At 71.1% G+C, this 14,834-nt stretch carries 14 protein-coding genes; all 14 read left to right on the top strand.

Annotated elements, in window-relative coordinates; all coding sequences use genetic code 11:
• Positions 1-202 precede the first annotated feature (202 nt).
• Positions 203-391: a ferredoxin gene (locus tag FNH04_RS26080; protein ID WP_152788232.1), complete on the top strand. Its 189-nt coding sequence runs from the start codon at positions 203-205 to the stop codon at positions 389-391.
• 29 nt (positions 392-420) lie between these two features.
• Positions 421-1,629 carry an NAD(P)/FAD-dependent oxidoreductase gene (locus FNH04_RS26075; RefSeq protein WP_152788236.1) on the top strand — a complete coding sequence of 403 codons (1,209 nt, stop codon included), beginning with the start codon at positions 421-423 and terminating at the stop codon, positions 1,627-1,629.
• Positions 1,630-1,639: 10 nt separating this feature from the next.
• Complete coding sequence (locus FNH04_RS26070) at positions 1,640-2,452, top strand: acetoacetate decarboxylase family protein (protein ID WP_152788231.1); 813 nt, start codon at positions 1,640-1,642, stop codon at positions 2,450-2,452.
• Positions 2,453-2,576: 124 nt separating this feature from the next.
• Positions 2,577-4,037 (top strand): aldehyde dehydrogenase, encoded by a 1,461-nt coding sequence (locus FNH04_RS26065; RefSeq protein WP_152788230.1) that lies wholly within the window; start codon positions 2,577-2,579, stop codon positions 4,035-4,037.
• Entirely contained in the window at positions 4,030-4,956 is a 927-nt protein-coding gene (locus FNH04_RS26060; RefSeq protein ID WP_152788229.1) for a 3,4-dihydroxyphenylacetate 2,3-dioxygenase, read from the top strand. Before FNH04_RS26065 ends, FNH04_RS26060 begins: the two co-directional genes overlap by 8 nt.
• 12 nt (positions 4,957-4,968) lie before the next feature.
• Positions 4,969-5,814 carry a fumarylacetoacetate hydrolase family protein gene (locus FNH04_RS26055; RefSeq protein ID WP_152788228.1) on the top strand — a complete coding sequence of 282 codons (846 nt, stop codon included), beginning with the start codon at positions 4,969-4,971 and terminating at the stop codon, positions 5,812-5,814.
• 164 nt (positions 5,815-5,978) lie between these two features.
• Positions 5,979-6,590, top strand: coding sequence for a TetR/AcrR family transcriptional regulator (locus tag FNH04_RS26050; RefSeq protein ID WP_152788227.1), 612 nt, complete (start codon positions 5,979-5,981; stop codon positions 6,588-6,590).
• Positions 6,591-6,933: 343 nt separating this feature from the next.
• A complete protein-coding gene (locus tag FNH04_RS26045; RefSeq protein WP_322723889.1) occupies positions 6,934-8,391 on the top strand; it encodes an APC family permease in 1,458 nt (485 codons plus the stop codon).
• A gap of 144 nt (positions 8,392-8,535) precedes the next feature.
• Positions 8,536-10,026, top strand: coding sequence for an aldehyde dehydrogenase (locus FNH04_RS26040; protein ID WP_152788226.1), 1,491 nt, complete (start codon positions 8,536-8,538; stop codon positions 10,024-10,026).
• Positions 10,023-10,784, top strand: coding sequence for a gamma-glutamyl-gamma-aminobutyrate hydrolase family protein (locus FNH04_RS26035; RefSeq protein WP_322723887.1), 762 nt, complete (start codon positions 10,023-10,025; stop codon positions 10,782-10,784). Before FNH04_RS26040 ends, FNH04_RS26035 begins: the two co-directional genes overlap by 4 nt.
• Positions 10,785-10,898: 114 nt before the next feature.
• Positions 10,899-11,276, top strand: a complete 378-nt coding sequence (locus FNH04_RS26030; protein ID WP_152788225.1) for a DUF4180 domain-containing protein — start codon at positions 10,899-10,901, stop codon at positions 11,274-11,276.
• A gap of 284 nt (positions 11,277-11,560) precedes the next feature.
• Positions 11,561-12,694 (top strand): C40 family peptidase, encoded by a 1,134-nt coding sequence (locus tag FNH04_RS47890; protein ID WP_228031620.1) that lies wholly within the window; start codon positions 11,561-11,563, stop codon positions 12,692-12,694.
• Positions 12,695-12,915: 221 nt separating this feature from the next.
• Positions 12,916-13,338 carry a DUF350 domain-containing protein gene (locus FNH04_RS26020; RefSeq protein WP_152788224.1) on the top strand — a complete coding sequence of 141 codons (423 nt, stop codon included), beginning with the start codon at positions 12,916-12,918 and terminating at the stop codon, positions 13,336-13,338.
• Positions 13,339-13,693: 355 nt separating this feature from the next.
• Positions 13,694-14,834: serine/threonine-protein kinase (locus tag FNH04_RS26015; RefSeq protein ID WP_228031619.1), on the top strand; the 1,141-nt coding region annotated here is incomplete at its 3' end.

Here is a 14,834-nt window from a genome sequence, read left to right as displayed (position 1 = left end):
GGGGGAGGGAGGGCGAACCCCCTGAACTATTCGTTTGAACCCGAACGGTATGGAGAAGAGTCCCGCCCCGCAAGGGGGTGGCTCGAAGAACTTATCCACATGGACAGGTATTGACCAGGACCGAACGGCTTCCTATGTTGTTTGAAGCCAAACGAACGGCTTTCCCCTCTGCTCCGACGCCTCACCCCTCAGGAGGACCGCCATGAAGGTCGTCGTCGACACGAACAAGTGCCAGGACCACGGCCAGTGCGTCTTCGCGGCCCCCGATGTCTTCTCGATGGACGACGACGGGCACCTGGTGTACGTCTCCGACCCGGACGACGCGCTGCGCGACGAGGTCGAGGAGGCCGCGGACGTGTGTCCGCTCCAGGCCATCCGGATCGAGGGCTGAGCTCCATGACCGCATCCATGACCGCGTCCATGACCGGACGCGTGGTCGTCGCGGGCGGTTCGATGGGCGGCCTGCGCGCCGCCGAGCAGCTGCGCGCGGCGGGCTGGACCGGGGCGATCACCGTCGTCGGCGACGAGCCCCACATGCCCTACAACCGGCCTCCGCTGTCCAAGGAGGTCCTGGCCGGCAAGGCTCCCTTCGAATCCCTGGCCTTCGTACCGAAGGCGGCCGTCGCGGACGTGGAGTGGCGGCTCGGCACGAAGGTCGTCGCCGCACGCCTGCCCGAGCGGACCGTCGCACTCGACGACGGCTCGGCGCTCTCGTACGACGGACTCGTCGTCGCCACCGGAATGCGGCCCCGGCGTCTGCGCTGCACCGGCCCGCTCGCCGGCCGTCACACGGTCCGCACGCCGGCCGATGCCCAGGGCCTCCGGGACGGACTGACCCGTCCGGATGCGCGGGTGGTCGTGGTCGGCGCCGGATTCATCGGCTGCGAGGTCGCCGCCACCGCCGTAGGACTCGGCGTGCGCGAGGTGACCGTGGTCGACCCGCTGCCCCTGCCCATGGCCGGACCGCTCGGAGAGCTGCTCGGCCGTGCTCTGCTGAAGCGGCACGAGGAGCGCGGGGTGCGCTTCGCACTCGGCACGGGGGTCTCCGGGTTCGAGGGCGACGAGCGCGTGACGGGGGTCGTCCTGAGCGACGGCACCGTGCTGCCCGCCGACGTGGTGGTCGAGTCGGTCGGCTCGGTCGCCAACGTCGAGTGGCTGGAGGGCAACGGCCTCGACCTCTCCGACGGCGTGCTCACCGACGCGCAGCTGCGGGTCGGCGGACGCCCTGAGGTCGTCGCGGTCGGCGATGTGGCCCGCTTCCCCAACGCCCGCTACGACGGCGTACCCCGCCGCGTCGAGCACTGGTCGATCCCCACGGACACCGCCAAGCACGCCGCGAGGACGCTGGCCGCTCATCTGGCGGGTGCTGACTGCGAGCCCGCGCCCTTCGCGCCGCTGCCCACCTTCTGGAGCGACCAGCACGACTTCAGGGTGCAGTCGTTCGGTGCGCCGGGCCTCGGCCTCGATGACGTACGCGTCCTGGACGGCGACCCGGACGGCGACGTCCTGGTGGGCTACCACGCCGACGACCGGCTGGTCGGCGTCGTGGCGCTCGGTGGCCACAGCGCCGCCATGGGTGCCGCCCGTTACCGCGCCCAGCTGCTGAAGCAGCCCACCCTCACTGTGTAAGGACCCCGTCATGTCTTCAGTTCGTGGTTACTTCCATCCCAAGACGGCGAGTGGTGCCTCGTCGCTGATCCCCTCGCCGCCGTGGCGCTACTCCGGTGACCTGCTCACCGTCGAGTACCGGACCGATCCGGCGCGGGTGCGTGAACTGCTGCCCGAGCCGCTGGAGTTGTCCGACGAGGACCCGGGCGCGGTCGCGTTGATCTGGGCCGACTGGCAGTCGTGCTCGGAGTCGGGGGCGGAATTGCTCGATCCCGTGCTGTCCCAGTACAAGGAGGCCTTCGCGGTCGTCCGCTGCATGTACAAGGGGCAGACCTACACGCGCTGCGTCTACATCTGGGTCGACAAGGACTTCGCCATCGCCCGTGGCCTGCACCAGGGGTATCCGAAGAAGCTCGGGTCCATCCACCAGACGCGTCCGCATCCGTACGGGCCCGCTCCGCGGATCGAGGCGGGGGCACGGTTCGGGGCGACCCTCGCCGCGGCGGACCGGCGGCTGGCCCAGGCCGTGGTGACCCTGCGGGAGCCCTCGGAGACCAACGGGTTCGTCAACGGGCATCCCATGGCCCATCACCGGTGGCTGCCCTCGATCGAGAAGGGCAAGGGGCTGGCGCTGGACGAGCTGATCGAGTCGGGAGCCGCCTCCTTCGAGGGTGGGCGGCCGTGGGTCGGTGAGGCCGAGCTGGAGCTGTTCGAGGCGCCCACGGAGGAGTTGGCCCGGTTGGAGATCCGCGAGCCCATCGCCGCGTACTACCGGCAGGTGGGGGTGGTCTGGGACGGCGGGCGGCTGCTGGAGTCCGGGACGTCGGAAGCGTCCGCCGGGTGAGGTTCGTGGCCGGCTGCCGGCTTCGTCGTGGCTGGTCGCGCCCATGCGGCCAAGCCGCATGACGATGCAGCTCCGCGCCCCCGGGCATCTCACCTCACCCTCGTTTCGACTGGAGCCCTTTCTCATGACTGAAAAGATCACCGTAGGCAGTGTCGCCGTCGACACCCGGCACTGGATCGGGGGCGAACGCGTCGCCTCCGTCGACACCTTCACCGACCACTCCCCCATCGACGGCGGCGTCCTGGGTGAGATCTCCCGCGGTACGGCGCTGGAGGCCGCGGCAGCGGTGGCCGCCGCGAAGGCCGCCTTCCCCGCCTGGGCGGCCACCTCACGGGCCGAGCGCGCCCGCGTCCTGCACGCCGTCGCCGACGGCGTGGAGAAGCGGCTCGAAGAGCTCGCGATCGTCGAGACCACCGACAACGGCGCCCTGCTGCGTTCGCACCGCCGGGGCGTGATGCCGCGCGTCGCGCACAACTTCCGCTTCTTCGCGGACTGGCTGCTGACGCTGGAGCACGAGGACTTCGAGACGCGCGGTCACACCAACCACGTCTCGTGGGATCCGGCGGGCCCCTGCGTGCTGATCACCCCGTGGAACGCGCCCCTGATGCTGGCGACCTGGAAGGTCGCCCCGGCGCTGGCGGCGGGCAACACCGTGGTTCTCAAGCCCGCCGAGTGGTCCCCCCTGACCGCCTCCCTGCTCGCCGACATCGCCGCCGAGGCCGGGCTGCCCGCCGGGGTGCTGAACGTCGTCCAGGGCTACGGCTCCGAGATCGGCGACGCCCTCACCTCGCACCCGGACGTGCGCCGGATCAGCTTCACGGGCTCGGTCCCGACGGCCCGGCGGATCGCGGAGTCGGCCTCCGGCAACCTCACCCCGCTCAGCCTCGAACTCGGCGGCAAGTCACCGCTGCTGGTCTTCGCCGACGCCGACCTCGACCTCGCCGTCGACCTCGCGGTGGAGCAGTACGACAACGCCGGGCAGGTCTGCCTCGCCGCCACGCGCTTCCTGGTCGAGGAGTCGGTCGCCGAGGAGTTCACGCGGCGGTTCGTGGAGAAGGCCGGGCGGCTCACGCAGGGCGACCCGCGCGACGAGGCCACCGACATCGGGCCCACCATCCACCCGCGCCAGCTGGAGAAGATCGACGGCTTCGTGCGGCGGGCGCTCGCGGCCGGAGCGCGCGCGGTGATCGGCGGCCATCGCAAGGGCGGGCAGTACTACGCCCCGACCCTGCTCACCGATGTCGCCCAGGACTCGGAGATCGTCCAGGAGGAGGTCTTCGGACCGGTCCTGACCCTCCAGACCTTCAGCACCGAGGAAGAGGCCGTCCGCCTGGCCAACGACACCCGCTTCGGACTGGCCGCCACCCTAGCCACCGGTGACCGGGAGCGTGCCGAACGCGTCACCGCGCGACTGGTGGCCGGCACGGTCTGGGTCAACTGCTTCTTCGTACGCGACCTCCAGGCGCCCTTCGGCGGCTCCCGGCACTCCGGTGTCGGCCGCGAGGGCGGCACCTGGAGCTTCGACTTCTACTGCGACGTCAAGAACACCGTCACCGCGCCGAACGGATGGAAGAACCATGGGTGAGATCGTCGGGGCGGGACTCCTCGCCCACGTCCCCACCATCGTGCTCCCGGAGGCGGACCGGCTGGAGCTCAACGAGGGCAAGGAGATCACCCTCGTCACCGGCCTTCACCAGCTCCGTAAGGACGTCTTCGAGCGCGATGCCGCCGACGACTACGACACCGTCGTCGTCCTCGACTCCCACTGGGCCACCACGGTCGAGTTCGTCGTGACCGCACAGGGGCGCCGCGCCGGTCTGTTCACCTCCGAGGAGCTGCCGCGCGGTATGTGCCGGATGCCGTACGACTTTCCCGGCGACCCCGAACTGGCTTACAACATCGAGAAGTTCGCCGACCGGCACGGCACCTGGATCACCGCGATCGACGACGAGTACCTGCCGATCTACTACGCCACCCTCAACCTGTGGAAGTTCCTCGGCGAGGGGCTGCCCGACAAGCGGTGGGTGACCGTCGGCGTCTGCCAGACCGGTGACATGGAGGACCATCTGCGGCTCGGCCGGGCGCTCGCCGACGGTATCGCCGCCACTCCGGGGCGCCGCGTCCTGCTGATCGCCTCCGGTGCCCTCTCCCACACCTTCTGGCCGCTGCGCGAGCTGCGCGACCACGAGGCCAGCGATCCGGTGCACATCTTCACGCCCGAGGCCCGCGAGGCCGATCACGAGCGCATCGCCTGGTTCAAGGAGGGCCGCCACGACAAGGTCCTCGACACCATGGACGAGTTCTGGAAGTACAAGCCCGAGGCGAAGTTCTTCCACTACCTGATGATGGCCGGCGCCCTCGGCGAACAGGCCTGTGTCGCCAAGGCCCGTCAGTACGGGGAGTACGAGAACTCGGTCGGCACCGGCCAGGTCCACCTCTGGTTCGACCGGCCCGCCGACGGCTGGACCGGCACCGGACTGCCCACTACCGCGCCCCAGCCATAACGAGGAGCCCTCATGCCCGAATACCGCCGTATCCTCCTCGACGGCGCCGCCGTCCAGGTCACCGTCGACGGGGACGAACTCGTCGCCGGGGACGGCCGCCGCGTCAAGACCGAGGAGGCGCAGCACCTGCCGCCGGTGGTGCCGTCGAAGGTGATCGCCGTCCATCTCAACCACCGCAGCCGCGTGGACGAGTTCCGGATCGACCTCCCCGACACGCCCACGTACTTCCACAAACCGACCTCTGCCCTCAACTCCCACAAGGGCGCGGTCGTCCGCCCCGAGGGCTGCAAGTGGCTCAACTACGAGGGCGAGGTCGCCATCGTCATCGGGAGGACCGCGCGGAACATCTCCCCGGCCGAGGCGGGCGAGTACATCGCGGGCTACACCGTCGCCAACGACTACGGCCTGCACGACTTCCGCGACACGGACGCCGGTTCCATGCTCCGCGTCAAGGGTTCCGACACCCTCTGCCCGCTCGGCCCCGGTCTGGTCACCGACTGGGACTTCCACGGCAAGAGCCTGCGGACGTACGTCAACGGCCAGGTGGTGCAGGACGGTTCGACCGACGAGATGAAGTGGGACATGCACTATCTCGTCGCCGACATCGCCCGCACCATCACCCTCCACCCCGGCGACGTTCTGCTGTCGGGCACCCCGGCCAACTCCCGGCCCGTACAGCCCGGTGACGTCGTCGAGGTGGAGGTGGAGGGCCTCGGCCGGCTCACCAACCACATCGTGACCGGACCGACCGCGATCCGTACCGACGTCGGCGCGCAGCCCACCGAGTCCGAGGAGGTGCTGTCCACCGCGCTCGGCGGCGACTGGGAGTTCCGCGGCATCCGCCCGCCCAGGCGCTGACGCCATCCTGGTGTCGATGTCGCGCACGCGCCGGTGCCGCGCACGCGCTGGTGCCGCGCGGGAATGTGCCGCACCGGGCCGCCGACCGAGGCGCCCGGTGCGTCGCGCGCAGGCCCCCCGGACTCGGAGAAGGTGCTCGAACCCGTACCGGTAAGGTCACCGGCATGACCGACTCCGCGGACGCCCCCAAGAGCCGGCAGCCGCGCAAGCGCCTGCACTACGGCGAGGGGCGCGAGGCGCTGCTGAACGCCGCCGTACGTGTGGTGGCGCGGGGCGGACTGCGCAAGCTCACCTATCGGGCCGTCGCGGAGGAGGCCGGGGTCACCCATGGCCTCGTCGTGCACCACTTCGGTTCCCGTGACGCGCTGATCGAGGAGGCACTCGCCCATACGATCCGCACCTCGTTGAGCATCAGCGCGCTCGAGCCGGGCACCGGCAAGGTCGCGGACTTCTCGACGGGGCTGTCCGAGATGGTCACCGCGGATCCGGGTACGCAGGCGTTCCAGTACGAGCTGCTGCTGGAGTCGCGCCGCCGCCCGGAGCTGCTGCCGCAGATCCGCGCGCTGTACGACGAGTACTTCGACGCCACCCAGCGGGAGCTGAGCCGGATGCTGCCGGCCGACGCGGACAAGGCGCTGACCCGGTTGGTCTTCGCCGCACTCGACGGTCTGGTGCTGCACCAGCTCGTCCTCGGCGAGCCCGAGGTCACGGACGCCGCCCTGGAGCAGCTGCGCTCGCTGCTGAGGCTGCTCGATGCCGACGGCGACGGCGACTGACACCCGCGCGTCCTGGGAACAACCCCTGACCCGCGCGCTTCGAGGCCGGGGGCGTTCGGCGCGGTAGTCGGGTCCCGGCATGCCACCGACGGCTGCCGGACCACCGGAGGGCGCGGCGCAGTACGGCGCTCGCGGTGCGGGGTCTCCACCGGGCTCGACCGGCCACGCGCCGTGAAGGGACCGACCACTCGGCCCCCGGATCACAGCTCCGTGAGGAATCGACGCCCGGACGGAAATCCCCCGCACCCGACCCTTGCCAAACGGATAGTTCAGGCCCACGATAGGGCAACTCGTTTGGATCGAAACGAACTCCATCCCTCCCCGTCCCCGACAGGTGATCCGAGTGGACAGTCAGACGGCGGTCGCCCCGCACAACGCGCAAGATTCCTCCACGGCAGGCAGGCTCAAGCCCGATTCCCTCGGCGTCCTGGGCATCCTCTTCTTCGTCCTCTCCGCCCAGGCACCGCTGACCGGTATCGCCGGAGCCGTCCCCATCGCCGTCGCCATCGGCAACGGGGCCGGCACCCCCGCCGCGTACCTCGCGGCCGGCGTCGTGATCCTGCTGTTCTCCATCGGCTTCGTCGCCATGGGCCGCCACGTCGTGGACGCCGGCGCCTTCTACACGTACATCGGCAAGGGGCTGGGCCGCGCGACGGGCTCCGGCAGCGCCGGTGTCGCGCTCTTCGCGTACTGCGCCATCCAGGCCGCCATGTACGGGCTCTACGGCGCGACGGTGAGCGGCCTGGTCGGGCACTACACCGGCGTACAGATCGCGTGGTGGGTCTGGGCGCTGGTCACCGTGGTCGTCGTCCAGGTCCTCGGAGCCGCGGGGATCGAGATGGGTGCCAAGGTCCTGGCCGTGTTCGTTCTGGCGGAGTTCAGCATCCTGATCGTCTTCGCCCTCGTGACCCTCTTCAAGGGCGGCGGCCCGGAGGGCCTCGGTCTCGGCGACAGCTTCTCGCCGGCCGCGGCGCTCCAGGGCGCCCCCGGCGTGGCGCTGATGTTCGCCGTGGCGTCGATGTTCGGCTTCGAGGCCACCGCCATCTACGGCGAGGAGGCCCGGGAGCCGAAGAAGACCGTGCCGCGCGCCACCTACCTGTCGGTCGCGGTGGTCACCTGCTTCTTCGCCTTCACCTCGTGGATGCTGGTCTCCGCGCACGGCGCTTCCAGGGCGACGGCGGAGGCGGGCAAGGCGCTGGAGTCGGGCGATGCCACGGCCTGGGTCTTCGGACCCATCACCGCTCAGTTCGGCGCGTGGACCGGCGACGTGCTGCCCATCCTGCTGGCCACCTCGCTCTTCGCCGGCATCCTGGCCTTCCACAACTCCGCCAACCGCTACCTGTTCTCCCTCGGCCGTGAAGGGCTGCTGCCCCACGGACTGACCGCGCTCAACCGGCGCCACTCCCCCTGGGTGGCCGGTACCGTCCAGAGCGTGATCGCGGTGGCACTGGTCATGCCGTTCGCGCTCCTGGGCAAGGACCCGGTGCTGACGCTGTTCTCCTGGTTCAGCGGAGTCGCCGTACTGGCGATGATGCTCCTCTACTTCCTGACCTCCGTGTCCGTGGTCGTCTTCTTCCGCCGTTCACGCGTCGACACCCGGCCCTGGAACACACTGATCGCGCCGGTTCTGGGCGCGCTCGGCATCGCCGGAGCGATCTGGCTGATCATCGAGAACTTCACCACGCTCATCGGCGGCGACCGGACCACCGCGGTCTGGCTCCAGCTCACCGTCCCGGCGGTGCTGGTCCTGGGGCTTGTCGTGGCGCGGCCGGCTCGGCCCGGGCGCACCGTCACGGACTGACCTCGACGTCCCCCTGCGGCTGACGGCGGCACCGCTCCCCCGGTGCCGCCGTCGGCCCGCGGCGCGTGTGGCCCACGCGCACCGATTCGAACCGTCAGAAGAACCATCAGGCCATCAGAAGAACCATCAGGAAGAGGAGAGCTGATGCCGGCCCTCGCCCACGCCGACCTGCTGCGTCGCGCCAAGGAGCTGCACCTCCCCGCCCAGCACCACATCGACGGAGTCGACGAACCGGGCGGGGGCACCACGTTCGCGGTCGTCTCACCCCGCGACGGACAGGTGCTCGGCGAGGTCGCCGACGCGGCGCCCGCCGAGGTCGACCTGGCCGTGGCCGCCGCGCGCCGGGCCTTCGACTCCGGCCCCTGGCCACGGCTCGCGCCCGCCGACCGCGGCCGGATCCTGCTGCGCGTCGCCGAACTACTCGAAGAGCGACGGGAGTTGCTCGCGTTGACCATCAGCCTGGAGATGGGCAAGCCGATCACGGACGCGCACGACATCGAGCTGCGTGCCGCGATCAACACGTTCCGCTGGTACGGGCAGCTGGCGGACAAACTCACCGACGAGTCGCCCCACACCTCCCCGGACGCCCTGGCGCTGATCACCCGGGAGCCGGTGGGTGTCGTAGGTGCCGTAGTGCCGTGGAACTTCCCCCTGACGCTGGCGAGTTGGAAGGTCGCCCCGGCACTGGCCGCGGGGTGCACGGTCGTCCTGAAGCCGTCGGAGAACTCGCCGCTGTCCGCCCTGCTCCTCGGGCGGATCGCCACCGAGGCCGGACTGCCGCCGGGCGTGCTCAACGTCGTGACGGGTGACGGGCCGGTGGCCGGCCGGGCGCTCGGACTGCACCCCGATGTGGACGTCCTGGCGTTCACCGGCTCCACGGCGGTCGGCCGCCACTTCCTGCGCTACTCCGCCGACTCCAACCTCAAGCGCGTCTGGCTGGAGCTCGGCGGCAAGTCACCGAACATCATCCTTCCCGACGCCCCCGACCTGGAGAAGGCCGCCGCCACCGCCGCCTGGGGCATCTTCTTCAACCAGGGCGAGATGTGCACCGCCCCGTCCCGGCTGCTGGTGCACTCCTCCGTCGCCGAACGCGTCACCGAGGCGGTCGTGGCCCGGGCCGGGGAACTGCGGGTCGGTGATCCGCTGGACCCGGCGACCGAGATGGGCGCGATGGTGGGCGAGGCCCATCTGGAGCGCGTCCTCGACCACATCGGCACCGGACTGGACGAGGGCGCGCGGCTGCGGGCCGGCGGCGGGCGCGCGCAGGCGGAGACCGGCGGCAGCTATCTCCGGCCCACCGTCTTCGACGGGGTGGACCCGGGCATGCGGCTGGCCCGCGAGGAGATCTTCGGCCCGGTGCTCTCCGTCCTCACCTTCGACGATCTCGACGAGGCGGTCCGGCTGGCCAACGCCACCGAGTACGGACTCGCCGCCGGCCTGTGGACCTCCGACCTGTCCACCGCCCACCGGGTCTCGCGCGCGCTCAGGGCGGGGACGGTCTGGGTCAACTGCTACGAGGAGGGCGATCTGACCGTCCCGTTCGGCGGCATGAAGCAGTCGGGCAACGGCCGCGACAAGTCCGCGCACGCCATCGAGAAGTACACGGAACTCAAGACCACGTGGATCCAGCTGTGACACGCCCCCTGATCGCCGTCCCCGCCCGCTTCTCCGCGACGACCTCCGCGCTGCGGTACGCCGCCGAGGTCAACGCCCGCGCTCTGATCGAGGCCGTGTGGCGAGCGGGCGGCGAGCCGGTGAGCATCCACCCCGCGGACTCCTCGGGCTCCCCGGACTCCTCGGGCTCCCCGGACTCCTCGGGCTCCGAGACCGCCGCCCGTCTCGCCCGCTTCGACGGAGTCCTGCTCCCCGGCGGCGGTGACCTGGCCCCGCGCCGTTACGGCGCCGCCCACACCCACGCCGACGTGTACGACGTGGACGAGACGCAGGACGCCTTCGATCTCGAAGTCGCCCGTACCGCACTGCACTCGGGCTCGCCTCTGCTCGCCGTCTGCCGTGGCCTCCAGGTCGTCAACGTCGCCCTCGGCGGCACCCTGGAACAGGACATGGGTGGCCCGGAGCGCGAGCACCGGCACGTCGTGCACCCGGTGGCGATCCAGCGCGGCACCCTGCTGGAGCAGGCCACCGGCGCGCAGAAGGTCGAGGCGTCCTGCTACCACCACCAGCGGGTGGACCGCGTCGGCGTGGGACTCACGGTCACCGCGCGGGCCGCCGACGGCACCGTGGAGGGACTGGAACTCCCCGGCGTCCACGGATGGTTCACCGCCGTCCAGTGGCATCCCGAGGACACCGCCCACGAGGACCCGGCCCAGCAGGGCCTCTTCGACGCCCTCGTACGGGCCGCCCTCGTACAAGCCCGACACGGCAGACACTGACACTGACAGTGGATGGCCGGCATGCGGCCGCGCTCCGGCGCCCAGTCCGGCCGACAGGGCACTGCCTGGTAATCACATCGACCGTGTCCGCATCGGGAACTAGCCTCACCCTCCATGAGCACCCTGCAGACGATCCATGACGTGCCCGTCCTGATGTGCGCCTCCGAGGGCGAGACGATCCTCGCCGAGCGCGATGTCCTGGATCTCGTGGGCAATGCCTCGTATCAGGGCGCCCAGTGGGTGGTCGTCCCGGTCGGGCGGCTGGGCGAGGAGTTCTTCCAGCTGCATACGCGTGTCGCCGGCGAGATCGTCCAGAAGTTCGTCAACTACCGCATGGGTCTCGTCGTCCTCGGCGACATCTCCCGTCACACGGCGGCCAGTTCGGCGCTGCGGGACTTCGTCCGTGAGTGCAACCGCGGGCGGCAGACGTGGTTCCTGACCGATGTCGGGGAACTGCGGGACCGGCTGAAGGGACAGTCGATCTCGTCGTGAGAGGGCTCGCCCTCCGCCCGTGTGAGAACGCTCACTGATCGGTGCCGCTTTCGAGGCCGAAGACGCGCGTCACACAGGTGTCGAGCAGACCGTCCGCACGACGCCGGGTGCGACCGCGTTGACCGTGACCCCGTAGGGCGACTCCGCTCGCGCACCTCCGGGCGGACTCCAGCCGCAACTCCATTAAACTTTCACACTCCAACCACAATTCGGCCAGGTCGATGCACACCTGCTCGACCGCGGCCGCGGCAGCACCCACAGTGGGATGCGGAGGAGAACGTTCGATGGCGCCGGAGCAGAACATGGGGCTGGCGGGCAGCGAGCCCAGCCCTGACGAGGTCAGGGAGCTGGTCAACACCCTCTATGACCGCGCCGAGTCCGCCGGCGGGACCTTCAACGCGACCCGCGCCAGGTCACGCGACCGTACCGTCCCGACCCGCAGGGATTCCGACGCCGGCGTCGACGCCATCACCCGGCGGTGGTTCAGTGCCGCCCGCGCGTTCCTGGGACCGACCGTTCCGGCCATGCTGCCGCCCGACCGGATGGCACCCCGGCCGGCCGCGGCCCCTTCCGCACGGCCCACGGAGGGTCGGCAGACCGGTGCCGCGGCTCCTCGCAGGCAGTTGGAGTCCCCCCAACCCACGCCGGAGTTGCGGGCCATACCCGGGCCCCGGCCCGCCATCGCCCCTGCGGCGGCCACCGCGGGACCGGCTCTCGCCCTCGAGCCGGCACTGGTCGCAGTACCGCCGGCGCTTCCGGCAGCGACGGTGGGTGCGCCGCCCGAGGAACCGCAGCTCCTTCCTCCCCCGCCGACCGAGTCGCTGCCGCAGCAACCGACACCCTGGGCCGCACCGATGACCCCCCAGGCCACACCGCCGACCGAGTCACTGCCACAGCAGACGACACCCTGGGCCGCACCGATGACCCCCCAGGCCACACCGCCGACCGAATCGCTGCCACAGCAGACGACACCCTGGGCCGCGACCACAACCGTCAACGCACCCATGGCCGAGAACATGTGGGCCGTGGCCCCGGACCCGGAGCCCGTCCCCGCCGTCGGCGGCAGAGGCCTGGCAGCGGTCACCTTCGCCCGGGCACAGACCGGCAAGCCGTGCGTCTGGGGGGCGACCGGTCCGGACTCCTACGACAGCTCCAGCCTCATCCGGGCGGCGTGGAGAGCCGCAGGCGTCGACCTTCCGCGCACCGCACAGGACCAGGCGCGTGCCGGAACACCGGTGTCGCTCACCAACCTCCAGCCAGGTGACCTGGTCTTCTTCCACGCCGATGCTCGTCACGTCGGCCTGTTCACCGGTGACGGGATGATGGTCCACGCGCCCGCCCCCGGAGCTGTCATCCGCGAGGAGCCGGTGTTCGCCACCGGGGAGGCGGCCGTCCACAGCGCCGTACGGCCCGCGTAGCCGCCGACACCCGTAGCCCCCTCCGGGGTGCAGGACCACGCCCCCGGAGCCGGGGGTGTCCTGGGGCCTGAGCGCTCCTGAGGGCCCCTCAAACGCACTGGCCGCGCTGCGACATCGGTTACCGGGCCTGCCGGTCAGCGGACCGAACACGTGCGCTACATTTTGCCTCTCCTTGACCGCGATCACTCGCGACCTCTCACGCTATTGGAGTCGGCAACGCCATGAGCGACATCGTCAACGGACTCGGCCGGGCCACCGCTTACGGCGGCCTCGGCCTGGTCCTGCTGGTCCTCGGTATCGTCCTGGTCGACGTGCTGACCCCCGGAAAGCTCGGCCGGCAGATCTGGGAAGAGCGCAACCGCAACGCTGCCGTGGTGCTCAGCTCCTCGCTGCTCGGGATCGGTGGCATCGTCTTCACCTCCATCTGGACGACGTACGAGGACTTCGGCAAGGGACTGGTGTCGACCGCGGCATTCGGGCTGCTGGGGCTGGTGATGATGGCCGTGGCCTTCCTGGTCGTGGACCTGATCACGCCGGGCCGCCTGGGCGCGACACTGGTCGAGCCGGAACCTCACCCTGCGGTCTGGGTGACGGCGTCCTGCAACCTCGCCGTCTCCGCCGTCATTTCGGCTTCCATCGCCTGACGCCGCGCTTCCGCGGTCCGCGGCAGGCGGCCCTTGACGGTCCTGCCGGTGCGCGGCACGGGTCGCTGGAAGTACGTAAGTGTTCAAGTGGTCCTGCTCTGCCGTGATGGCCCGCCCGGCGGAGACTCGGCAGGCCGCCCCGTACTGCTCAGTGATCGGGCCGTTGGGTCCCCGCGGGTCCGCGACTACGGGGAGGCGTCCGCCTTCGGGGAGCCGCGGCGGCCGGTGACGCGGCCGCGGACCAGGGCGACGGCCAGGACCATCTTCAGCGGTTCCCGGTCCAGCAGAGTCGTTCACTTGAGTCACTGCCGCCCTCGGCGTCCCCTCCCTCACCACGTCACCTATGCTCCTCGCCATGAACGAGGGGGACAGCGACAGACGCGTCGTCGACGGGCGCTTCGAGCTGGAGGCCAGGCTCGGTGGCGGCGGCATGGGTACGGTGTGGCGCGCCCGCGATCTGCTGCTGCACCGCAGCGTGGCCGTCAAGGAGGTCCGGCCGACGGACCCGGACCTCGCCGAGTACGACCCCGGTACGGCACGGATGCTCCGCGAGCGGGTCCTGCGCGAGGCCCGGTCCCTCGCCAGGGTCCAGCACCCGAACGTCGTGACGATCCATCACATCGTCGACGGCGGCGAGGGAACGTACCCGTGGCTCGTCATGGAACTGGTCGACGGCGGTTCGCTGGCCGACCGGCTGGCCCGGGGGCCGTTGGCCCCCGCCGAAGCCGCCCGCATCGGGCGAGGCGTGCTCGACGCCCTGTGCGCCGCCCACGCCGCAGGCGTTCAGCACCGGGACGTGAAACCCGCCAACGTCCTGCTCCGCACCGACGGCCGGCCCGTGCTCACGGACTTCGGCATCGCCGCGATCCGTGAGGCCACCGCCCTGACCGCCACCGGGTCGATCATCGGCACGCCCGACTACATGGCCCCGGAACGCGTCTCGGGCGAATCCGGCGGGCCCTCGGCCGATCTGTGGTCGCTGGCGATGATGCTGTACGTGGCCGTCGAGGGCCACCATCCGCTGCGGAGGGGAACGACGCTGGCCACGCTGGCCGCCGTACTCCGCGAGGACGTACCGCCGCCCGTGCGAGCCGGGGCCCTGACTCCCGTACTGGAGCAGGTGCTCGTACGGGACCCCGCCGCGCGCCCGGACGCGGAGGCCGTCGACCGGATGCTGGCCACCGTGGCGGAGGCGGGCGAGGATCCCGAGCCGACGTCCTACCCGCTGGCACCGCCGCAGGACGCCGTCCCCGTAGCCAGACCCGTCCCTGTCCCGCAGCCGGCGACGCCCGCCGTCTTCGGGCCAGGGGCCCGCGGGCAGGGGGCCCCTGGGCGGAGGCGCCCGCTCCGCGTCGTGGCCGCCTCCGTCGCGGCCGGTGCCGTGCTGGCGGGCGGAGTGATCTGGGTCGCCCTGTCCGGCGGCGAAGGAAACGACGGGGCGGCCTCCCCCGGGAAGGACCCGGAGACACAGCAGAGCAGCAGCCCCGGTCCCAGCC

The sequence above is a fragment of the Streptomyces phyllanthi genome, from assembly GCF_009377205.1.
Classification (GTDB): domain Bacteria; phylum Actinomycetota; class Actinomycetes; order Streptomycetales; family Streptomycetaceae; genus Streptomyces; species Streptomyces phyllanthi.
This window is presented reverse-complemented; position numbering and strand designations above follow the sequence as displayed.